This is a genomic window from Micromonospora sp. NPDC006431 (assembly GCF_042870725.1).
Classification (GTDB): domain Bacteria; phylum Actinomycetota; class Actinomycetes; order Mycobacteriales; family Micromonosporaceae; genus Micromonospora.
On the sequence record NZ_JBIAHQ010000014.1, the window covers coordinates 95,372 to 118,278 of the forward strand.

Annotated in this window: 12 protein-coding genes; 8 read left to right on the forward strand and 4 right to left on the reverse strand. The window is 70.8% G+C overall.

Annotated elements, in window-relative coordinates; genetic code table 11:
- Positions 1 to 140: 140 nt before the first annotated feature.
- Positions 141 to 521 carry a hypothetical protein gene (locus ACFYM6_RS23140; RefSeq protein WP_387278566.1) on the forward strand — a complete coding sequence of 127 codons (381 nt, stop codon included), beginning with the start codon at positions 141 to 143 and terminating at the stop codon, positions 519 to 521.
- Positions 522 to 541: 20 nt separating this feature from the next.
- Here ACFYM6_RS23140 and ACFYM6_RS23145 read toward each other — a convergent pair whose 3' ends face one another.
- On the reverse strand, positions 542 to 694 hold the full coding sequence (locus ACFYM6_RS23145; protein ID WP_387278568.1) for a hypothetical protein: 153 nt from the start codon (positions 692 to 694) through the stop codon (positions 542 to 544).
- A gap of 72 nt (positions 695 to 766) precedes the next feature.
- Positions 767 to 916 (reverse strand): hypothetical protein, encoded by a 150-nt coding sequence (locus ACFYM6_RS23150; RefSeq protein ID WP_387278569.1) that lies wholly within the window; start codon positions 914 to 916, stop codon positions 767 to 769.
- Between the two features lie 29 nt (positions 917 to 945).
- Here ACFYM6_RS23150 and ACFYM6_RS23155 point away from each other — a divergent pair, with 29 nt between their 5' ends.
- From ACFYM6_RS23155 to ACFYM6_RS23170, 4 genes are all read left to right on the forward strand, one after another.
- Positions 946 to 1,332: a phospholipase D-like domain-containing protein gene (locus ACFYM6_RS23155; RefSeq protein WP_387278571.1), complete on the forward strand. Its 387-nt coding sequence runs from the start codon at positions 946 to 948 to the stop codon at positions 1,330 to 1,332.
- 306 nt (positions 1,333 to 1,638) lie between these two features.
- Positions 1,639 to 2,346: a helix-turn-helix transcriptional regulator gene (locus tag ACFYM6_RS23160; RefSeq protein WP_387278573.1), complete on the forward strand. Its 708-nt coding sequence runs from the start codon at positions 1,639 to 1,641 to the stop codon at positions 2,344 to 2,346.
- A gap of 199 nt (positions 2,347 to 2,545) precedes the next feature.
- Positions 2,546 to 5,767 (forward strand): BTAD domain-containing putative transcriptional regulator, encoded by a 3,222-nt coding sequence (locus tag ACFYM6_RS23165; RefSeq protein WP_387278575.1) that lies wholly within the window; start codon positions 2,546 to 2,548, stop codon positions 5,765 to 5,767.
- Between the two features lie 232 nt (positions 5,768 to 5,999).
- A complete protein-coding gene (locus ACFYM6_RS23170) occupies positions 6,000 to 12,026 on the forward strand; it encodes a DNRLRE domain-containing protein (RefSeq protein ID WP_387278577.1) in 6,027 nt (2,008 codons plus the stop codon).
- A 216-nt stretch (positions 12,027 to 12,242) separates the two neighbouring features.
- Here ACFYM6_RS23170 and ACFYM6_RS23175 read toward each other — a convergent pair whose 3' ends face one another.
- Together ACFYM6_RS23175 and ACFYM6_RS23180 are read right to left on the reverse strand one after the other, a co-directional pair.
- Entirely contained in the window at positions 12,243 to 15,329 is a 3,087-nt protein-coding gene (locus ACFYM6_RS23175) for an alpha-mannosidase (protein ID WP_387278579.1), read from the reverse strand.
- Positions 15,330 to 15,470: 141 nt separating this feature from the next.
- Positions 15,471 to 15,809 (reverse strand): hypothetical protein, encoded by a 339-nt coding sequence (locus tag ACFYM6_RS23180; protein WP_387278581.1) that lies wholly within the window; start codon positions 15,807 to 15,809, stop codon positions 15,471 to 15,473.
- Positions 15,810 to 15,865: 56 nt separating this feature from the next.
- On the opposite strand from ACFYM6_RS23180, the gene ACFYM6_RS23185 reads away from it, so the two are divergent.
- The 3 genes from ACFYM6_RS23185 (at position 15,866) to ACFYM6_RS23195 (ending at position 22,831) form a co-directional block, all read left to right on the forward strand.
- Positions 15,866 to 19,009, forward strand: a complete 3,144-nt coding sequence (locus ACFYM6_RS23185) for a BTAD domain-containing putative transcriptional regulator (RefSeq protein WP_387278583.1) — start codon at positions 15,866 to 15,868, stop codon at positions 19,007 to 19,009.
- 161 nt (positions 19,010 to 19,170) lie between these two features.
- Positions 19,171 to 20,826 carry a bifunctional 3-(3-hydroxy-phenyl)propionate/3-hydroxycinnamic acid hydroxylase gene (locus ACFYM6_RS23190; RefSeq protein ID WP_387278585.1) on the forward strand — a complete coding sequence of 552 codons (1,656 nt, stop codon included), beginning with the start codon at positions 19,171 to 19,173 and terminating at the stop codon, positions 20,824 to 20,826.
- A gap of 400 nt (positions 20,827 to 21,226) precedes the next feature.
- Positions 21,227 to 22,831, forward strand: coding sequence for a carboxylesterase/lipase family protein (locus ACFYM6_RS23195; protein ID WP_387278587.1), 1,605 nt, complete (start codon positions 21,227 to 21,229; stop codon positions 22,829 to 22,831).
- Positions 22,832 to 22,907 lie beyond the last annotated feature (76 nt).

Below are 22,907 nucleotides of genomic sequence, written 5' to 3' on the forward strand. Positions count from 1 at the left end.
CGACTACGGGGACAAGCGGCCTGTGCTTCCTGCGGACCCGAGTAGACCGTGCCGCGTGGCCGATCCGTACCGGAAACGTTCCGCGGGTCAGGGTTCGATGGGACCATCTAGTCATGCGAATACGTAAATCTCCTCCACGGTTGGCCGCACGATTGGCGCTCGTCTTCAGCCGGCCGACCGGGACGGCCGCCCAGCAGAACGCGATCTTCATCCAGCTCGCGCGGATCATCGACCGGGTGCCGGCCGGTGGCGAGATCCAGATGTCCTGGTTCGGGTTCGACGTCACCGATGTCATCGACTCGGCAACCACCCCCGACCTGCCCGGACGGCTGCTGAACGCGCACCGGCGGGGGGTGCGTGTCAAGATCATCCTGGATCAGGGGCAGGTCAGCCAGCGACCGTACCAACGGCTGCTGCCGGTGCTCGGCAGCAACGACACCGCCGGGTCGTACATCGTGCACTGCGCCGACAAGTTTCCCGGCGCCGACCGGGGCTGCATCGGCACCCGCCGGATCGACTAGACCGACTCGTCGGTGACGGCCTACAACCACAACAAGTTCCTGATCGCGTCCAGCATCGTGCTCAACAACGGCTCGACCGTGTCCAACGTGGTCTTCCAGGGCTCGGCGAACCTGGGCTGGTGGGACGCGAACGAGGCGTACAACAACGGGCTGACGTTCAGCGACGCCACCACCTACCAGGCGTACCGGCAGTACTTCGCGGACCTGCGGTCGTACCGCTACAGCTCGGCCGGGAACAACGACTACTACTGGGGCACCCCGACAGGTACGACGTACCGGGCGTACTTCTTCCCCCGGCGGGAGCGCTCCGGGCAGCCGGTCAGCGACCCGGCCACCGACACCATCGTCAGCGCGCTCAACTCGGTCGCCTCCTGCTGGTACGACGACAACGGCACCCGCCGGCAGACCGACGTACGGGTTCAACATGTTCTCGTTCAACCGCCCCGAGGTGGCCAAGCGGCTCACCGCGCTGCGCAACGCCGGCTGCTGGGTCGACGTCGTCTACAGCGAGGCGAACGCGCAGGTGCTGAACGCGCTGGGCAGCACCGTCCAGCTCACCAAGTGCAACTACAACGTCGGGCCGGGCCGGGACATCCGCACGCACAACAAGTACATGCTGATCGACGGCGCGTACGACGACGACATCGTGCCCCGGGTCTTCACCGGCAGCCACAACTACAACGTCTCCGCGCTGCGCCAGGCCGACGAGGCGATGCTGCGCGTCATGGGCCGGGGCATCCACGACGACTACCTCAACGACTTCTGGCACGTCCGGGACACCTGCCGGGCCAACGGCGGGGCGATCCGCTGAGCCGGTGCACCGTCGCGATCCCCGTGATCCGGGTCGATCACGCGCGCCGGGACGCCCGGAGCGCCGTACCTGATCACGGGGATCACCTGGGAGGAGGCCAACTCGTCGCCGGGGACCTCCTCACCTCCCGGTTGGAGCTGGAGCCACTGTCCACCCAAACCGGGTGACCCAAAACTCGCCAGGCGAAACCAGCGAGTACGGGCAGGTCGCCCTCAAGGTGGCGCAAAGCGCCTGGTATGCGACGAGCATGCGTCCTTTATGCAGGCGCTGGCGAGACTCGCCGTAACGATTCATCGGAATGCCCGGATGTCCACCGTGCACCGCTTCATGGCGGGCGAACCGATGATCCGGCCGCGGCGGACCGGATTGCGGTGCGGAAGATCAGGAGGAGACGGGATGGACAGAGTCAGCATCTTCGATACGAGTCCGGTCTTCGCCCGTGGGCTCGCCGGGTTGCTAGCAGTGGAGGGTTTCGAGGTAATTGAGGTCAGATCCAGCACGGAGGGGGACTACTGCCGGCCGGCAGACATCTTTCTCGTGGACCCGGCAGCGGTCCGGGTTGGCACCCTCTGCGCCTTCCTCGCGGAGGTGTCGTTGGTGGCACCCGTGTTGGTGCTCGCTCCCTTTGGTGGCCACCGGACGCCCGGCGAGCGCTGCCCCGGCTCGGGCATGGTGAGCTACGTGGATCGCTACGCGCCCGCCGACGTCGTGGTGCGCGCGGTCCGGGCGGTGGTCGACGGTGGACGGTTCTTCGGCAGGGCGGAGCCGGCGGGCCAGCCGAATCCGTCTGGCACCGAATCCGTCCCGCTCTCGATGCGTGAACGACAGGTGCTCCGGCAGATCGCGCGAGGGCTGACGCACACTCAGATCGCCCGGGTGCTGGGTATCAGCCGACACACCGTGGACACCTACGTCAAGCGCATCAGGTCCAAGCTCGACCTCGGCAACAAGGCCCAGCTGACGCGGGCGGCGCTGGTCGGTGCGTTCCCCGAAGCGGCCGCCGACGCCTCCTGACCGGTCGTGCTACCGACCTCCGCCTCGGTGCCCCGGGTATAACCGGACCGGGCCGTGCCGACTGAATGCACAAAGCGACGTCTGCCAGATTCGGGCCGTTCGCTGGCCAGCCGGAGAAACGGGGCGAACAATCGACCGACGTGCGGTCACAAATCTATGATCTTGTTGTCCGGGATCGGGTGGGGCAGGATCAAACAATGTGACCATCGTGGGCGGCGACGGTGAGTGCGAGTTCCGCCTCCTCGGCCCGGTTGAGGCGTACCGGGGAGGCATTCAGCTCCCGCTCAGCGGAAAGCAGCGCTCGCTGCTGGCAGTCCTGCTGCTCAATGCCAATCGGGTAGTCGCCACCAGGCAGCTCGCGGAAGCGGTCTGGGGTCAGCGGCTGCCGGCGTCACCCGAGGCGCGGGTGCGGCTGCTGATATCCGAGCTGCGCAGAGCGTTCGCCAGTGACGGCCAAGGGCTCATTCTGACCCGGCAGCCCGGATACCTGGTGCGCGCGCGCCCCGGCCAGATCGACGTGGACAGGTTCCGGCACGCGGTCGACCAGGCCCAGGAGGCGGCGGCCCAGGGCCGGCCGGAGATCGCGGTCGAGCAGTACGACCGGGCGCTCGCGGTGTGGCGTGGCGTGGCGCTGGGCGGCGTGAGCGGTGCGTTCGTCGAGACCGAGGCGGCGCGTCTGACCGAGCTGCGGGAGCGGGTCGCAGAAGACCGTACCGAGGTCATGATGGCGGCGGGGCGCCACGCCGAACTCGTCTCCGAGCTGCGGCATCTGGTCGCTGAGCATTCGCTGCGGGAGAGGCCCCATGCCCAGCTGATGATGGCCTTGTACCGGTCGGGCCGGCGCGGTGATGCGCTCGAACTCTACGCCCGGCTGCGGGAGCGCCTGGTCGAAGAGCTGGGGCTCGAACCGACGCCACAGCTGCAGCGTCTGCAGCAACAGATTCTCGCCGGCGACCCAGCGCTGAACCCGCCGGTCCCCGCGGTGCGGTCGGCCGCGTCGACCGTCCGCCAGTCGTCGCCGCCGGCCAGGATGCCGGCGCGCCAGCTGCCGCCGGCCCCTGGACGGCTCGTCGGCCGCGTGCGGGAGCTGGAGCAGCTCGACGCGCTCGCCGCGCGGGGTGACGGCCCGGTACTGGTGGTGGGTCCAGCCGGCGCCGGCAAGACCACCCTGGCCGTGCACTGGGCCCACACCGCGATGGATCGATTCCCGGATGGCCAACTCTTCGTGGACATGCGTGGCTTCGATCCCGGTGCCCGTATCTCGCCCATGGACGCACTGCCGCAGTTGCTGCATGCGCTCGGGGTGGCGACTGGGGAGATTCCGGTCGGGGGCGATGCGCAGATCGCCCAGTACCGCTCGGCCCTCGCCGGACGGCGGCTGCTGGTCATCCTCGACAACGTGGCCGAGCCGGACCAGGTGCGACCACTGCTGCCCGGCGGCCCTGGCTGTCTCGCCCTGGTCACCAGTCGGGATCGGCTTGGTGGCCTGGTGGCGTTGAACGGTGCGTGCCGCATGACGGTCGACGTGCTGCCGCCGCTGGACGCGATCGAGGTGCTGGCTCACACGGCCGGCGGCGAGCTGATTGAGGCGGATCCGGACGCCGCGGCCAAGCTGGCGAGACTGTGCGGCCACCTTCCGCTGGCGTTGCGCATCGCCGCCGGCCGGCTCGCTGACCAGCCGCACCGTTCGATCCGCCGGCAGGTGGACGAGCTGACCCGGCGCGGGCGGATGGCCGGTCTGCGGGTCTCTGGTGATGGACGGGCGTCGGTCAGAGGTGCCTTCGACCTCTCCTACCGGGCGCTTCCGCGCCCGGCGCAGCGGCTCTTCCGGCTGCTGGGCCTCGTGCCGGCGCCAGCCGGGTGGTCGGCCGAAGCGGGCGCCGCGCTCGCCGGGCTGGCGGTGGACGACGCCGGCCAACTGCTCGACACCCTGGCCCGGCTACACCTGATCACGGCCACCGCGGCCGGTCGGTACGTCTGCCACGACCTGCTGCTGGAGTACGCCACGGAACTGGCCGCCGGCGATCCGCCCGCACAGCGGGACACTGCCGTGGACCGCCTGCTCGCCTTCTACCTGCACACCACCGATCAGGCTGCCGCCGCCACCGTCCCGGCCGTCTCCCGACTGCCCCGTCCGCCTTTGCCACCCGGCGTAGTGCCGTTGGCGTTCCCCGACGTGGCCGGCGCCAGGGAGTGGATGATCGCAGAGTGGGACAACGTGGTCGCCGGGCTGCGCCACGCGGCGGCGCGGGGACTGCGCCAGCTGGCCTGGCGTCTCGCGGACGCGTTGCGCAGTCACCTGTATCTGACGGCGTCGCGGCCCCAGTGGCTGGCCATCGCCGAGACGGGCTTGGCTGCCGCGACAGCGGAGGGCGATGTGGTCGGCGAGGCGGCCATGCGCTTCTGCCTCGGCTTCTTGCGTTACCAGGCGGCGGAGTTCGCCGAGTCGATCCGCGAGCATGAGCGGGCCGTGGAGCTCTACCGGCAGGCGGGGTGGAAGCCGGGCGAGTCCACGACGCTGCGCAGCATGGGCGTGTCGCTGGCACACATGGGGCAGCTGCGGCCGGCTCTGGACCGGTTCACGCAGGCGCTGGCGCTCGACCGCGAGATCGGCAACGAACCTGGCGAGGCGGCCAGCCTCCAGAACATCGCCGGAACCTACAAGGATCTCGGTGACCTGGAACTCTCCGCACGGTATCTCAGCGTGGCGATCCCGCTGCTGCGTCGGGTCGGTCGCCGGCCCGGCGAAGCGATAGCCCTCATCAATCTGGGGGAACTCCGGCGCGAACAGGGCCGCCTCGACGAGGCCCTGGCCGCCGTCCGTGAGTCGCTGGCGATCTGCCGGGAAGTCGGGCTGCGCCACGAGGCGGCGGAGGCGTTGATTACTGCGGCAGAGGTCCATCGCGATGCCGGCAGGCACCGAGAGGCTCAGCAGGCGCTGGACGAGGCGCTGGACATCGCGCAGCAAACCGGTAACCCGCGACTCCAGATGCTTGCCCTCAATGGACTGGCCAGCATCGAGATCCGGGCCGGCCGGGTCTCGACCGCGGTGGCACGGCTCGACACCGCACTGGAGGTAGCGGCGCGTACCGGCCACAGCGGCGGTCACGTCAAGGTCCTGCTCACGCTCGCCGAGGCGCACTGCGCGCTCGTCGAGTACCGATCCGCGCACCGCTACGCGTCCCGGGCCTTGAGCCTGGCCTCGGAATCAGGGGCGATGGTCGAGGTAGCCGCCGCACACACCGCCCTAGCCGCGGCCTACCTCGGCCTGGGTGACCCGGATCAATGCATCAGCCACTGCCAGGAGGCCCTGCAGACGCAGCGGAGGTCGGGCCAACGGCGGGCGAAGATCCGGACCCTGGCGATACTCGGGCAGGCCCGTCGATTGCGACGAGGGGAGGGCGCCGCGCGGCGTCCCTGACGTTGATCGCGTCCCGTGTCCCGTAAATCGGGGACACGACGTCCTGCCGGCACGTGCCCTACGGTCCGCGTGGGCGAGAATCCCATTGATGGCAGTGATTTGCCGTCGGCTGCGCCCGAGGGAGGTCGTGATGAGAGGTCGCGCACGCGGACGGAGATCAGGCGTTCGGCTCGATCAGTTACCCACGGGGAAGGTCGGCTACGGGCTAGCTGTCGGCCTGTCCACGACGCTGGTGGCCGCACTGCTGGCCGGCGTGGTCTCGCGCCCGGCGCAGGCAAAGCCGCCGGTGACCCAGGCGCAGCAACCGGCTGGGCCGTTGGAGCGCCCCGACGAGGCGGCGGCCGTGGTGACGGCGCGGATGACCGGCAAACGGGTGCTGATCAGCGGGCTGACGACGGAGACCACGGAGTTCTGGGCGTTGCCGTCGGGGTCGGTGGAGGCGAAGGTCAGCGCCGGGCCGGTGCGGATGCGCGGTGACCAGGGCGGCTGGGTGGACGTCGACCTGACCCTGCAGCGGAAGGCGGACGGCTCGGTGGTGCCGAAGGCACACCCGGCCGGGTTGACGCTGTCCGGGCCGGCCGGCCCCGGCGAGCACGACCTGGTGTCGCTGGGTACGGCAGGGCGGCGTTCGACGTTGGGTTGGACGGGCGCGTTGCCGGCGCCGGTGCTGGAGGGCGCGAAGGCGACGTACCCGGAGGTGCGTCCAGGTGTCGACCTGGTCGTGTCGGCGACGCGTACCGGGTTTGAGCAGTTGCTGGTGGTGAAGGACCGCAAGGCTGCCGCGCACGTGCGGCAGTTCCGGATGCCGTGGCGCCCGTCGGGCGGGAAGGCGACCGCGGCGCGGGTCGGTGAGTTGCCGGCGCTGATGTGGGACGCGCGGGTGGACCCGGCCTCGGGTGAGCACGTGCGGCGGGCGCCGGTGGGCACGCGACTGGACGGTCTGGGCGAGCGGACCGGGCTGGTGTTGACGCCGGACGCGAGGTTCCTGGCCGACGAGTCGACGGTGTATCCGGTGACGATCGACCCGTCGCAGTCGATCGGGCCGAACTTCGACGCGTTCGTGCAGAACACGTACACGTCGGATCAGTCGACGGCGACCGAGCTGAAGCTGGGTACCTACAACGGTGGAACGGACAAGGCACGGTCGTTCCTGCGGTTCGACAACATGAGCTGGCTGTGGGACAAGCAGGTGCAGTCGGCGACGCTGAGCCTGTGGAACCACCACTCGTACTCGTGTACGGCGCGGGAGTGGCAGGCGTGGCGGGTCGGTGATGTCACCAGCACGGTGCGGTGGACGGCGCAGCCGGCCTGGTTGCAGCAGGTGGGTACGTCGACGCAGACGAAGGGCTACAGCAGCGCCTGCGGTGGCGGCTGGGTGACGATCCCGGTCACCGGCGCGTTCCAGAGCACCGCGACCGGGCATCTGGCCAAGACGACCATCGGTATCCGGGCGACGAGTGAGACCGACAGCTACACCTGGAAGCGGTTCAACTCCAAGGAGGGCACCTATCCGCCGTCGGTGACCATCACCTACCAGTCGGGGGCGCAGGTGACCGCGATGGCGACCGCGCCGACGACGGTGTGCGCCACCGGGGCGCAGCGGCCGTACATTGCGAGTTTGACTCCGCAGTTGCGGGCGCAGATCACCGATTCCGCGGCGGCGTCGGTCTACGCCACGTTCGAGTGGTCCGTCGCGGGCGGGTCGCTGATCGGCTCGGCCACGGAGGGGCCGGGCGCGTCCGGGTCGTGGTTGGCGACGAATGTGCCGCCTGGCGCGTTCGTGGAGGACGGCTCGTACGCGTGGCGGGTACAGGGCAGTGACGGCACGAAAGCGGGTTCGTGGTCGCAGTGGTGTGAGTTCACCGTGGACACGGAGGCGCCCGGGGTGGCGCCGTCGGTGTCATCGACGGCTTACCCCTCGGGTGTGTGGTCCGGCGCGGCGGGCACTGCCGGTGGTTTCACGTTCGGCGCCGGCGGCATCGCCGACGTGTCGGCCTATGAGTACGGCGTGGACGTCAACCCGCCGAACCAGACCGTGAACGCGCCCAGCCTCGGTGCCGCCACCACCATTTCGATCACGCCGACCTCGGACGGCCCACACACGCTGTACGTACGCACCCGCGACCGGGCGGGCAACCTGTCGCCGATCCGCTCCTACGCGTTCTCGGTTGGCGGCGGCGCGGTGACCGCACCGAAGACCGGTGACATCACTGCGGCGAAGACCGCGATCAGCGGGGTGGGACGGCCGGACGCGACCGGGGTGACCTACCAGTGGCGGCGCGGCGACAGCGACACGTGGACCAACATCCCGGCCGGGCACGTGACGGTCGCGGCCGGGGGCGGGGCGGTGATCTGGCCGCTGCCGACCAGCGGCGGGGGCCAGTTCCCGAAGCTGAACTGGGACGTCGAGGCCACCCTCGCCGCGGTGGACGCCCAGCAGGTGCCCCGGGACGGCCCCCTGCAGGTACGGGGTAGCTTCACCGGCGGTACGGCCGCGTCCTCGGGCGCAGTGAAGATCACCTTTGACCGGAACCAGGCGTCGGCGGCGGCCGAGAAGATCGGTCCGGGTGAGGTGAACCTGATCACCGGCGACTACACCTTGTCGGACAGCGATGTGTCGGTGGCCTCGTACGGCACCGAACTGACCGTGGAGCGTTCGTACCACAGCCGGCGGGCGACGGAGACCGACTCGGCGAACATGTTTGGCCCGGGTTGGGTGTCCGGTGCGACGGTGGACGGGGCTGAGGCCAACTACACGTCGCTGACCGTGTTCGGGTCGCTGGTGCAGGTGGGTCTGCCGGACGGCGACACCATCGGCTTCACCAAACGCACCAGCACCGCCTTCGACCCGGAGATCGGGCTGGAGTCGATGACGCTGACGTACGACAGCGCGACCGACTCCTACGCCCTGACCGACGAGGACGGCGACACCGTGACGTTCACCCGCGTCGCGGGCACCGCGACCGGCAAGTACTTCCCGACCCTGGTGGCCGAGTCAGCCAGCAACCAGACCACCACGTACAGCTGGGAGCGGGTGACCGTTGCCGGGGCGGAAGTGGTCCGGCCGACCCGGATGCTGGCACCGGTGCCGGACGGGGTCAACTGCGCCACCCTGACCCGGGGCTGCCGGGCGCTGACCTTCACCTACGCCACCACCGCCACCGCGACCGGCACCACCGAGGCCACCTGGGGTGACCACCCGGGCCGGGTCAAGGAGATCTCCTTCACCGCCTGGGACCCGGATCTGCCCACCCCGGCCATGCGTACCGTGCCACTGGCCCGGTACACGTACGACAACACCGGCCGGCTCCGTGCCGCCTGGGATCCGCGGCTGGACTGGACCGACGCCGGCACGACGCGGCACCTGTGGAAGACGTACGACTACGACGCCACCGGTGGGCTCACCGCGACCAAGCCGGTGGGCGAGGAGTCGTGGCAGTTCAGCTACACCACGGTCCCGGGAGACCCGGGCGCGGGACGGCTGCACAAGGTGACCCGCACGGCGCTCGCCGCAGGTACTGCGACGAGCACCATGGTCTACCAGGTGCCGCTTTCGGGCGCCGGTGCGCCGTACGACCTGTCGCCCGGGCAGACCGCCCGGTGGGGTCAGCCGGAAGCGCCGACCGACGCGACGGCCATCTTCCCGGCCAACCAGATACCGAACGGCAACCCGGCCACCGGCACCATGCCCTCGTCCTGGGAGCGCGCATCGGTGACGTACCTGGACGCCAACGCCCGCGAGGTCAACGCCGCCGCGCCGGGCGGGTACCTCGCCGCCACCTGGTACGACGAGTTCGGCAACACCGTGCGTTCGTTGACGGCGGCCAACCGGGCCCGGGCACTGGCCGACTCGTCCACCGACGATGCGGCACGGGAGACGATGCTGGCGCAGAGCTACTCCACCCGCAATGTCTTCAGCGGCGACGGGCAGCGGCTGCTTTACACCCTCAATCCCGAGCGGGACGTGATGCTGGCCGACGGCAGCACGGTACGCGGCCGACCGATGACCCGGAGCACCTACGACGAGGGTGCGCCGCTCACGGGTGGGCCGTACAACCTGGTCACCAAGCAGGAAGAGCTGGTGCGTTACTGGGGACCGACCGGCACCGAGACCGACGCCGAGCTGCGTACCACCACGACGAAGTACGACTGGTCCCTGCGCGAGCCGACGGTGACCATCGTGGACCCCGGCGGCCTTGGCCAGACGACCCGCAGCACCTACGACCCGGGGACCGGGCTGGAGGTGCTGAACACCACCCCGGCGGGCGGCACCAGCACGAACACCCCGGCCACCACCCGCGCGATCAACTACCGGGCCACCTCCGGCTCCGGCTACAGCGAGTGCGACCTCCGGCCCGAATGGGCGAACCTGCCCTGCCGGGTGCAGCCGGGCGGCCAGGCGGCCAGCGGACCGGAGCTGCCCGCCACCGTGACCACCTACGACATGTTCAACCAGCCCCGAGTGGTCACCGAGAAGACCAGTGCCGCCACGCTGCGCACCACCACCACGACGTACGACGGCGCGGGGCGGGCCTACGAGACCGCGGTCACCGGCCCCGGCACGGTCGTGCCGGTCGTGCGTAGGATCTACGACCAGGCCAGCGGCCAGCTCTTGCGTACCCAGTCGATCAGCGGTGGCACGGTAACCGCCCAGATCATCCGCGGCTACGACAGCCTGGGCCGGCTGACGTCGTACACCGACGCCGACGGGAACGTGTCGACCACCACGTACGACCTGCTCGGCCGGGTCGCCACCAGCACCGACGGCAAGGCCACCCGCACCTACACCTACGACGGCGGCAGCGAACGACGCGGCCTGCTCACCTCCGTCAACGACAGCCAAGCCGGCGTGTTCGCCGGCAGCTACGACGGGGACGGCCGACTGAAGTCGGAGAGCTGGCCCAACGGCGTCGTGGTCAGCCGTGACATCGACGCGACCGGCGCCGAGGTCGGACGGTCGTACATCAGGACCGGCTGCGGCGTGGCGGACTGCACCCTCTACCGCGAGTCCGTCCAGACCTCGACCCACAACCAGGTACGGGTGCACAGCTCCACCCTCTCCAACCAGGAGTACGCCTACGACCCGGCCGGTCGGCTGACTCAGGTCCGCAACATCCTGGGAGACCGCTGCACCACCCGGGCGTACGCCTTCGACGCGGCCACCAACCGCAAGTCGTCGACGGAGTACGCCCCGGCCTCGGACGGGTCATGCCAGAGCACGACGGCGGCGGCCACCCGGACCTGGACCTACGACACCGCGGACCGGGTCAACACCGCCGGGTACACCTACGACACGCTCGCCCGCACCACCACCGTCCCGGCGGCCGACTCCGCGAACCCGGCCGGCGGCAACGTGACCGTCACCTACCACGCCACCAACCTGGTCGACACCATCACCCAGGGCGGACGCACGACCGACTACCTGATCGACGTCGAGGGCGAGCGGGTCCGGTCGTGGACCGACAACGTCTCGGGTGCGGCCGCCACCTCAATCCACCACTACGCGGACGACGAGGACAGCCCGGTCTGGACGCAGGAGACGTCGAGCACCTACACCCGCGCGGTCAGCGGGCTGGCCGGCGTGGCCGGGACCTGGAACAGCGGCACCGGCGTGGTCGACTGGCAGATCGCCAACCTGCACGGTGACATCGTCGCCACTATCAGCGGCAACGACGCCGGCCTGAGCAGGACCAGCGAGGCCACCGAGTACGGCACCCCGCTCGACTCGACGAACGTGGGCAACCAGCGGTACGGCTGGCTCGGCGCCGAGCAGCGCGCCGCCGACACGCCGGGCGGGATCCTGCTGATGGGTGTCCGCCTCTACAACCCCACCACCGGCCGGTTCCTGCAGGTCGATCCGGTGCCGGGTGGCAGTGCGAACAACTACGAGTACTGCGTCGGCGACCCGGTCAACTGCACCGACCTCAACGGGCAGTACGCCACGGGGAAGTGGCAGTGGCTCCCCAACAAGGTGTGGCAGAGCGGCTGGAAACAGATCAGACGTGGCATCTACCGCGTGTATATCAAGTTCCGGCAGCGCGACATGCGCCTGTTCCGCTGGATATACACCAGCAAGCGTCGCACCTGGATCGTCGGTTACCAGATCCTCACCAAGCGGTCGTTCTCCTTCAAGACCAAGCACTGTGTGTGGCGCTGCAAGACGACGCCCTGGATCCCCATACCGGTCCCGAAGTTCGGCGGATACCTGACCTGGATCCAGACCTACCTCTACTACCGTCCGATCCGAGTCCGCCGTTAGTTTCCGCTGTCGCGGAGTTCGGCCTAGCGGTGGCCGCCAAGCCAACCAGGCTTGGCGGCCGCCGCCGTACCGGTCCCGAGCATGCCCGTCCACCGATCCCACCAGCTGGGGTTGGTCGTGCAGTGGCCCCCGGCGGTCCTCGCGCGCAACGACGCGTTACGGGCGCTGACCGGTCCGTCCGTGCGTGAGGACTTCGTCGGCCGGGCCCAGCCGGCGCTAATGCGGTGCCGGGCGAAGCCGGAGGGTGACGACCTGGAACGGTCCCAGGGCGAGATCCACCACGTTGCCCTCGACCGAGACCGGGGCGAGCGCGCTGACCTCGGCGTCGTCCCGTTCGAGCAGGTCACAGACCCGCACCTCGGCGAGATCGAACGATGCGGTGAGCCGGGTACGGGCCCGGCCGCCGTGCGCCTCGTAGAGCCGGATGATCACGTCACCGGACCGGTCGTCGGCCAGCTTCACGGCCTCCACCACGACAGCGGGGTTGGTCACCTCGATCAGCGGAGCGGCCGGTCGCGCGCCCAGGTGCCGGCGGATCGGCAGGTTCGCCCGGTAGCCCTCGCGCACGGCGTCGGCGATCTCTGCGCCGCAGACCAGCGCGTACCCGAAACGGTGCGAGCCCTGGTCGGTGTTCGGGTCGGGGTAGCGGGGACCGCGCAGCAGGGAGAGCCGCACCGTGGTCGGCTGCGCCCCCAATACGTCACCGGGTGGTTGGCGGGTCACGTCGTGGCCGTACGTGCCGTCGTTGACCAGCGCCACGCCGTAGCCGGGCTCCCCGACGTGCAGCCACCGATGTGCGCAGATCTCGAACCTCGCCGCGTCCCACGATGTGTTGGTGTGGGTTGGTCGCTGTACGTGGCCGAACTGGATCTCCGAACTGGACTGCGCGGCCTGGACGTCGATCGGGAATGCGACCTTGAGCAGCGCGTCCCGCTCGTGCCAGTCCACGTCGGTGGTGAACCGCAGCACGCGCTCGCCGGCCCCGAGCGACACGGTCTGGACGTACGCGGAGTTCCGGTCGTCGCGGGTCACCCGGACCCGGGCCTGCCGGGGATCGTCCGCCTCGACCACGATCTTCGTGACCTCGGTCAGGTCGCGGCGTCGGTTGCGATAGAAGTCCTCGATGTCCCAGGCGTCGAACTTGTTGGGTGTGTCCGGGTGCAGTTGCAGGACGTTGGCTGCGGCGCCGGGCCGAAGCACGTCGCGGTCGGCGACCAGGTCGCGGATCGCGGACACCGTCCCGTCGGGGTCGAGGCGCACCCGGAGCAGGCCGTTGTCCAGCACCGTGCCGTCCGGTCCGGACCGCACCGACACCTCCGGGGCGCCGCCGTCGCGGCCCGCTGAGACCCCGAGCGCCGGTACGCCGCCCCGCTCCTGTGGCGCGGCGTTCGCGATCAACGGCACCGACCCGGGGCCGGTCAGGGTGGTCAGCGCCGCGTCGATCATCCCTTCCAGCCGGTCCGCCAGCTTCGCGTACGTCTGCCGCGCCTCGCGGTGCACCCAGGCGATCGAGCTGCCGGGCAGGATGTCGTGGAACTGCAGCAGCAGCGTTTCCTGCCAGATGGCGTCGAGTTCGGCGTACGGGTACGGACGGCCGGTCCGCAGCGCCGCGGCGGCCGACCACAACTCGGCCTCCCGTAGCAGGTGCTCGGTGCGCCGGTTGCCGCGTTTCATCGCCGACTGGCTGGTGTACGTGCCCCGGTGGTGTTCGAGGTACATCTCGCCACTCCACACCGGGGCGTCCGGGTATCCCCGCTCCGCCTCGGCGAAGAACTCCGCGGGGGTGCGGATGGCGACCCTGGGCGAGCCTTCCAGGTCGGCCACCCGCCGGGCCGTTTCGAGCATCTCCCTGGTCGGGCCGCCCCCGCCGTCCCCGTAGCCGAACGGCAGCAGCGACACGGTGGAGCGCCCGTGTTCGGCGAAGTTGCTCACCCCGTACGCCAGATCCTTTCCGGACAGCTCCGAGCTGTACGTGTCGGCGGGCGGGAAGTGGGTGAAGACCCGGCTTCCGTCTATGCCCTCCCACCAGAAGGTGTGGTGCGGGAAGCGGTTGGTCTGGTTCCAGGACATCTTCTGGCTGAGGAACCAGCGGAACCCGGCCAGCCGGGCGAGCTGCGGCAGCGCCGCCGAGTAGCCGAACGAGTCGGGGAGCCAGACCTCCCGCGGCTCGACGCCGAACTCGGCGGCGAAGAAGCGCTTGCCCTGGGTGAACTGGCGCACCATCGCCTCGCCGCCCGGCATGTTGGTGTCGGACTCCACCCACATGCCGCCGACGGGGAGGAATTGTCCGGTGACCACCTTCTCCGCGACGCGGCGGTACACCTTCGGGTGGTGCTCCCGCAGCCACGCGTACTGCTGCGCGGAGGAGCAGGCGAAGACCAGTTCCGGGTACTCGTCGGCGAGCGCCACGACGTTGGAGAAGGTCCGGGAACACTTGCGGATGGTCTCGCGTACCGGCCAGAGCCAGGCCGAGTCGATGTGGGCATGCCCGACGGCGGTGACCCGGTGGGCGCTCGGCACGGCGGGGGACGCGAGCGCGCCGGTCAGGCGGGCGCGGGCGGCGGCGGCCCCGCCGGAGACATCGGCGAGGTCGAGCTCGTCGAGCATCAGTTCCAGGGCCCGGCGGATCTCGTGGTGCCGGGGGTCCGTCTCGGCCAGTTGCAGCGCCAACTGGTGCAACACCTGTACGTCCAGGACGAGCGCGTGCACCTCCTCGTCCAGCACCGCGAGTTCCGCCCGGTCCAGCCGATAGAGCGGGCGGTCGGGCACCGTCTCCGGGTCACCGAGCGGGGAGACGCTGCCGTCGAACCGGGGGTTGGCAGCCGACTCGACGTACACCTCGACCCGCTCGCCACCGGCGGCGGGCCGGGCGATCGGTACATACGCCGTCCGTGGCTCGATGCCCTTGATCGGCGTTCCGTCGGCCGTGTACGCGAGGCCCTCGGACCGGAATCCCGGCCCGGCCCGCTCGAAGCCGAGATCGACGAGGAGTTCGACCCGGCCGCCGCGCATCCGCGCCGGCACCTCTCCGGTGAAGCGGAACCACGTGGTGCTCCAGGCGCGCCCCCACGGCTGGCCCACCGCGAAGGGCGCGTACGCCATCGCCAGTCCCTCACTCGCCGGCACCGGCTCGCCGGGCAGGTGTGCCGCCTCGACGTGTACGGGTTCGGCGTCCCGGTATAGCGCCGGGATGAGCCGTTCGTGGAGAGTGCGTTCGATCCGCTCCGTCAGGTTGGACAGCGACCGGTGCATCCGGAACTCCGGGGTGGGGGTGGGGCGGGAGCCCGCTGGGGTGGGTCGCAACCGTATCCGCACATCACGCTTCGTGGCCACGCCGCTGCGCCCTGGTGTGAGTGCCTCGCCGCGTCGCTCGCCAATCCCGGTGACCTTTGCGGCCCCTATTTCTGGTATCGATCCCATAGGGCGAATCCCAGCGGGCGAATCTCAGCCGCCGTCGCGTCGGCGTAGGCTTCGGTCCGCGGCGCATCCCCGACGGTTCGAACTACTGTCGCGTAGCGGCCCGTCGAAGGCGAAACCGGGCGCCGCGTGCAGATCCGCCGGCCGGAGGTCGTGCGTCGTGGACGCGTCATGCCGGGCGGCGGCCGCCGCGCCGGGCACCAGCAGCCGGTCCAGCTGTGGTGCGTCCGCAAGCGTCGCGCGGGGCACGAACGTCAGCCCGTGCCGGGAGCGGACGGTCGTGGCCCCTGACGACACCGCGAGCGTCCGGGCGGCGTAGACGGCCTCGGTGTAGGTGACGAACGCCGGTCGCCGACGCGGTGACACTAATCCGGCACACCCGGTGTCTTGACCGGGATGTGCGCGGGCGTTGTGGTGTTGGTGTGCAGTTTCATGTCCTGGGCCAGCTCGAGGTAGTCCGGAACGGACAACGGGTGCCGGCCGGCGGACCCAAGCAGCAAGCGTTGCTGGTCCTGCTGCTGTTACGGCTGAACCGGTTCGTCGCCTCCGACTGGCTGGTCGACGCGTTGTGGGCCGGCCGGCCGCCGGCCAGCGGGCAGATGACGCTGCGCACGTACGTCGCCGGGTTGCGCCGGGCCCTGGAGCCGGAGCGCGCCCCTCGCGGGCAGGGGGTGGTCGTCGTCGGCCACACCAGGGGGTACGAGCTGCGAGCCGCGCCCGACGCCGTCGACGCGGTCCGGTTCGAGCGTCTGGTGGAGCGTGCGGCGGCACTGCTCGCGGCGGGTGACGCCGCAGCGTCCGAGCAGTGCTACCGCGCCGGGTTGGCGCTGTGGCGAGGCGAGCCGTTGGCCGCCGCGGCAGATCTGGACGCGGTACGCCCGGAGGCGGCGCGGCTGGCCGAGCTGCGTCTCGACGCCGAGGAGGGATGCCTCACCGCCGGCCTTGCCGCCAACCGGCACGAGGCGGTCCTGCCCGCGCTGCGCAGATTCGTGGGTGCCCATCCGCTGCGGGAGGCCGCCCGGGCCCGGCTCATGCTGGCCCTCTACCGATCCGGGCGGCAGACCGACGCACTCGCCGTCTACGAGGAGGGCCGGCGGCTGCTGGCCCACGAGTACGGGCTCGACCCGGGCGAGCAGCTACGCGAGGCGCACCGGCTAATCCTGGGACATAACGTGCCCGTACCGGCGGCGGTCGTGCCCGACCCGCCAACGGTCGTGCGGGAACCCGCTGCTGCGACCGGGCCAGCACTCGCGGGTGGCAGGGCGACACCGGTCGAGGCGCCGCAAGCTCTCGCGGGGCGTGACACGGAGCTGGCGCGGCTCGGCGCGGCGCTGGCCGCGGCGACAGGCGGGGACGGTCGGGTGGTGACCGTCATGGGTGAGGCGGGGATCGGCAAGACCAGCCTCGCTGCCGCGCTCAGCGCTCAGGCCACGACGTCCGGAACTCCAGTGGTGTGGGGGCGGTGTCCGGATCTGGGGCAGACGCCTCCGTTCTGGCTGTGGACCCAGGTGATCCGGAGCCTACGGGCGATGCCGCAGGCGGGTGATGCCGCGTCGGCGCTGCCGCTGGACGGTTTCGCCGCCGGGCCGCTCACCGCGCCGGGCGACGCCGACGTCGACCCGATGGCGCGGTTCCGGGTGTATGAGGCGGTGGCCGACCTGATCCGCGCCGTGGCCGGGCAGCGGGGGCTGCTCGTCGTGCTGGACGACCTGCACGCCGCGGACCCGGATTCGTTGCTGCTGCTGCGGTTTCTCTCCCCGCTTCTGGCGGCCACCCGCGCTCTCGTCGTGGTCACGATGCGGCCGTATGACCGGAGTGTCGAGCTCCTGTCGACCGTTGCCGAACTGGCCCGTGGGCGGAACTTCATCCGGCTTCAGCTCACCGGCCTGGACGCGTCGTCGGTGGCGAGCCTGGTGGCGTCCGGTACCGGGGTGCGTCCGCGGAACGAAGCGGTGGCGAGCCTGGTGACCCGGACCGGCGGGAACCCGTTCTTCATCACCGAGCTGCTCCGGTCGGGAGCCGATCCGGTGACCGGAGAGCTGCCGCCAACCGTTCGGGACGCCGTCCGGCTGCGGCTCGCCGAGCTGCCGCAGCCGGCGCGGGAGTGCCTGGACCTGCTCAGCGTCGCCGGGCACGATCTCGAGCTGCTCGTGATGGCGGCGGTTCTCGGCGCGCCGGCGGGGGAGGTGGGCGAGCGCCTCGTTCCCGCGTACGCGGCTGCGCTCGTCGTCGAGGCGGGGCCGGGCCAGACGCGGTTCCGGCATCCGCTCTTCGCCGAGGTCGCCTACGCCGAGCTGCCCCCTCCCCGCCGGGCCGCGCTGCACGGCCGGCTCGCCGCCGCGGGCGAGCGGACCGGCGGCCTCACTCCCGCCGAGCTGGCCTACCACTACGGCCAGGCGATCGGACTCGGTCACCGCGAAAACCATCTGCGCTGGTCGCTGGTCGCCGCCGACGACGCGACCCGGCGCGTGGCGTACGAGGACGCGCTCGGGCACCTCGGCCGCGTCGCGCGGCGCCTCGCCCTGAACTCGGGGATCTCGCCGGACGCGGCGCGTACCGAGCTGGCGGTCCAGCTGCACCGGGCGTCCCTGCTCCAGATGACAGTGGGAGTCGGCAGCGACGCGGTCGACGAGGTCGGTTCCCGGGCGAGGCAGCTGCTGGGGATGGTGGGACCGGAGGTGGACCTGCGGCCGGCGCTGTGGGCGCTGGGCGAGCTTGCCGCCAACCGCGCCGACTTCGCGGTCTGCGGTGACCTCGCCCGGCGGCTGGTCACCGCCGAGGATGACGGCACCGGCCTGATCGGTGCGGCGGGCGAGTATCTGTTGGGCGTGGTCGGCTACTTCACCGGGCAACTGCTGGACGCGGAGCGGCATCTCACCGCCGCAGTCGACCGGCTGCGCGAGGTCGATCTGCGGCTGCTTGGCCGGCAGGTCGGCCGTCGGCCGGTCCTGGCCGTCCACAACTTTCGGGCGCTGGTCCGCTCGCTGCACGGCGAGGGCGCACCGGCTCGGGAGGACATCCTCGCCGCCGAGGTTCTCGCCGACCAGATCGACGATCCGTACGGCCGCGCCAACGCCGCACTCTTCGACGGCTGGCGGGCGCTGCAGGAACGCGACGTCATCGCGGTACGACTCGCGGCGCAGCGGTGCCGGGAACTCGGAGCGGCGAACGGGCTGCCGCACGTGGTGACGACGGGCGAATTCCTCGCGCAGTGGGCCGCCGCCTACGGCGGGGATCGGGGCCGGCTGGCGGCGGCGCGGGCTGCCGGCGAGGCGATCTACCATCCCGGGCTGCGCTCCACCCGCACCATCACGCTCTGTGCCGTCGCCGACGCATATCTGGTGGCGGGAGAGCAAACCACCGCCGCGGAGCTGGCCGAGCAGGCGTTGGCCGTGGCGGAGCAGCTGGGAGAGCGGGTCTGCGAGGCCGATCTGCGCCGGATCCGCGGCGTCGCCCTGCACGACGCCGGGGAGTTGCGTGCCGGGGCCCGGCTCGCCGTCGAGCAGGACGCGCGGCTGCTGCTGACCCGCTTTCCGGACGACATGCTGCCGGCACACTCGCGCTGACCTGCACCTGACGGGGACGGACCACGCGGGTCGGTACCGACCGCGCGCCGACCTCCACCTGGCCTCCACATGGCCTCCACACGACCTCCGCACCCGCCTGGTGTCGTCTACGGGCAGGAGCGACGACAGTCGTCGCGGAGCTCTCCCGGAAGGACCACCCCATGTCCCCGACTGATGCGGTCCACACCGTCGACGTGGCGGTGATCGGCTGCGGACCCGTCGGTGCGCTGACCGCCAACCTGCTCGGCATCCACGGGGTCCGCACCCTGGTCGTCGAGCGGAGCCGGCTGCCGCACGGCCAACCGCGCGCGTTCTCGTGCGACGACGAGGCATTGCGCATCTACCAGCAGGCCGGCCTCCTCGAGCAGGTGGGCCGCGACATGTACCCGGTACCGGACGCCGAGTACGTCAACCGCAAGGGAAAGACCTTCGCGAGCATCGCGCTGTCGGAGGTGGACTTCGGCCTCGGCCACCCGCCGTTGAGCTTCTTCGACCAGCCGTCGCTGGAACAGACGCTGCGCGCCGGCCTGGACCGCTTCGATCACGTCGACCTCGGCCTCGGCACCGAGCTGGTGGCGTTGAGGCAGGACACCGAGGACGTGACGCTGACCCTGCGGGACGTGGCCACCCGCCACACCTGGACGGTGCGAGCCCGCTACGTGCTCGGCTGCGACGGCGCCCGCAGCACCACCCGGGCCGCCGCCGGCATCGCCTTGACGGGGTCCAGCTACGCCGAGCCCTGGCTCGCCATTTCGGGGAAAGTGTCACCCGGCGGAATCCGCGTCGAGCGGACGACCTTCGTCTGCGACTGGTGGCGCCCAGCCTTCGTGTCACCGGGGGCGAAGGGAAGCTATCGCATGGAGTTCATGCTGCGCCCCGGTGAGACCGCCGACGAAGTACGCCAGCCGCAGCACGTGGACGCACTGATGGAGCCGTACGTCGACCCGGCACGCTTCACCACGACCCGCGCGGTGGTCTATACCTTCCACGACCTCGTCGCCCGGCAGTGGCGCGCCGGCCGGGTCTTCCTGCTCGGCGACGCCGCCCATCAGATGCCTCCGTTTCTGGGACAAGGACTCTGTAGCGGACTGCGAGACGCGGCGAACCTTGCCTGGAAGCTCGCCATGGTCCTCGCCGGTGACGCTGACCCAACGCTGCTGGAGACATACGAGGTCGAGCGGCGCCCACACGCCGCGGCGATGGCGCGGACGAGCGTACGCCTGGGGCGGGTCTTCCTGGCGCGGAGCCGGTCGGCGGCGTGGTTGCGCGACAAATCACTGCAGGCTGTCCAGACCGTCCCCCGGGTACGCAGGTTCGTCCGACACTTCGAGTTCAAGCCGGTGCCGGCTCACCCAAGTGGGCTGATGGCGGACGGTCGACGTACCGGCGGAGTGGGGACGATGTTTCCCCAGCCGCGGATTTCCACTGGGGCCTCACCCACGCCGCACCTCCTTGACGAAGCGCTCGGCGCCGGGTTCGCCGTGCTCGGACTCGCGAACGGTGCGGTGTTCAGGCCAGGGGAGTGGCGGGGGTTGCCGGTGCGTTTCGTCGTCGTACATCCCGCCGGCACCACGCCGGAAGATCTGCCACCAGTCCGCCAGTACGGCCGGGCATCGCAAGTGGATCTCATCGATGTAGACGGCATCATCAGCGCCTGGCTGCGCCGGCATCGCGCTGGGGCGGTCGTGCTGCGGCCGGACCGGTTCGTCTTCGCAGTCGCATCGGCCAATCAGACCGGGCGAGTAGGCCGCATGCTGGCGGCGGCCCTCGGCGCGCCACAGCCCATCAGCGGGGCGGCCGCCCTCAACGTGGCCTAGCGAGGGATCCCGGTCCCTTCCGGGCCGGGAGGAATCGCGTTACGAGCTTGGACGTTGAGGCGGGGGCGTCGCCCACACCGCCTTGGCGGCAATGCCCGCGGCGGTTGCCGAGCACCCGGCCGGCGTTGGCGGGCGTTCCACTACCGGCGCGAGCTGTTCGAGGAACATCGCATTCACGGTGCGTGGGCGCGAACCCGGCGACGACGCCGAACCGAAATGGACGATCGGGCATGACGGAATCTCCTCGTGGCTCTGCTTCCGGCGACGTCCGCCATGATGCGTTCTGGCAGATACGCCGTGGCGCGTACCGCGGCTCCAGGTCTGCTGCGTTCGCCGACGTAGGCCAGGTGTCGCCGTGGCGCGGATGAGGCACCAACGGATGGCTCATAGCGTCGAGGCCATGAGATCAGCAGTTCGTATCGGCGCCACGCTAGCCGCGGTGGTCACCGCATTCACGGCCCAGACCGGCGCGGCCAGCGCCGAACCGTCGTCGGATCAGGCCGTCGTCGTCACCGACTCCGGCGCCCTACGGGGTACGGTCGCCACCGACCACCGGACGTTCTCCGGCGTTCCCTACGCGGCACCTCCGGTCGGTGACCGGCGCTGGCGCGCCCCGCTGCCGCCACACCCGTGGCAGACGGTGCGTGACGCGACCCGGCCCGCTAGTCCGTGTCTACAGATGGGCGGGCCGGCCGGATCCACGGTGGTCGGCAGCGAGGACTGCCTGTACCTGAACATCACCACGCCGGCTGGTAGGAATGCTCGGCACCTACCCGTCATGGTGTGGCTACCCGGCGGGGGCTTCGTGTCCGGGTCCGGCAGCGACTACGACCCGACCCGACTCGCGGTATCCGGGCGCGTGGTGGTGGTGACCGTCAACTATCGCCTCGGCGCGCTCGGCTTCCTCGACCACCCGGCGCTCGCCTCGACCGAACCGGCCGCCGGCAACTTCGGCATTGCCGACCAGCAGGCAGCACTGCGCTGGGTGGGACGCAACATCGCCCGGTTCGGCGGCGACGCTCACAACATCACCCTCGCCGGCCAGTCGGCCGGCGCGTACAGCACCTGCACACAGCTGGCATCACCGCCGGCAGCCGGCCTGTTCCAAAAGGCGATCGTGCAGAGCGGCCCGTGCGGCAATTCGATGGTGACCCGGCCGGTGGCCCAGACCCGAGGTACCCAGCTGGCCCGCGACCTCGGGTGTTCAGCGGCGAACGACGTACCGGCCTGCCTGCGCGGCGTTGCGGCCAGCCGGCTGGTCGGTATCGGCGGCGACCGAGTCTTCACCGCCACCGCCCGCATCGCCGATCTGCCCTGGCTGCCCGTGGCCGGCACCCCCATGCTGCCCTACCAGCCGCTGGAGGCGATGCGACGAGGCCTGGCCGCCCGCGTACCACTGATTCAGGGCAGCACGCGGGACGAGATGCGCCCCTTCGTCGGGGTCAACTACGACTTCCAAGGCCACCCGCTGACTGCCGACCAGTACCCGGGCGTCCTCGCCCAGGTGTTCGGTGCCGACGCAGCGGGAGTGCTGGCCCGGTACCCGGCCAGCGCCTACCCCAGCCCCGGCGTCGCGCTAGCCACCGTGCTCACCGACTGGGGACACAAGTTCGGGGGTTGCACGGTGCTATCCGCCGACCAGGCGGCGTCGAGGCGGGCCCCGGTCTACGCCTACGAGTTCGCCGAGGACCCGGGCCAGATTGTTGGCGGCTTCGCGATGGGTGTCGGCCACGGGGCCGAACTGCCGTACCTGTTCGACGGGGCGTACAACGGACCCGGCGGCTCCCCAGTCCTCAACCGGCAGCAACAGCGGCTGTCCCGCGCGATGATCGCCTACTGGTCCAACTTCGCCGCCACCGGTAACCCCAACAGAACGGGGCTACCCCACTGGTCCGCATACCGGGGCGACGGGCGCCTACTGTCGCTGGTCGCCGGCACAGCAGGCATCACCTCGACGGACTTCCGTCGGGCCCACCGATGCGGGTTCTGGAACGCGATTCACTGAGTGTCGCGCCGCGAACGCCCCGGAACCTTGCGCGCCGGCGGGCAGGCGGCGGCGATAGCAAGCGTGAAGATGCGAC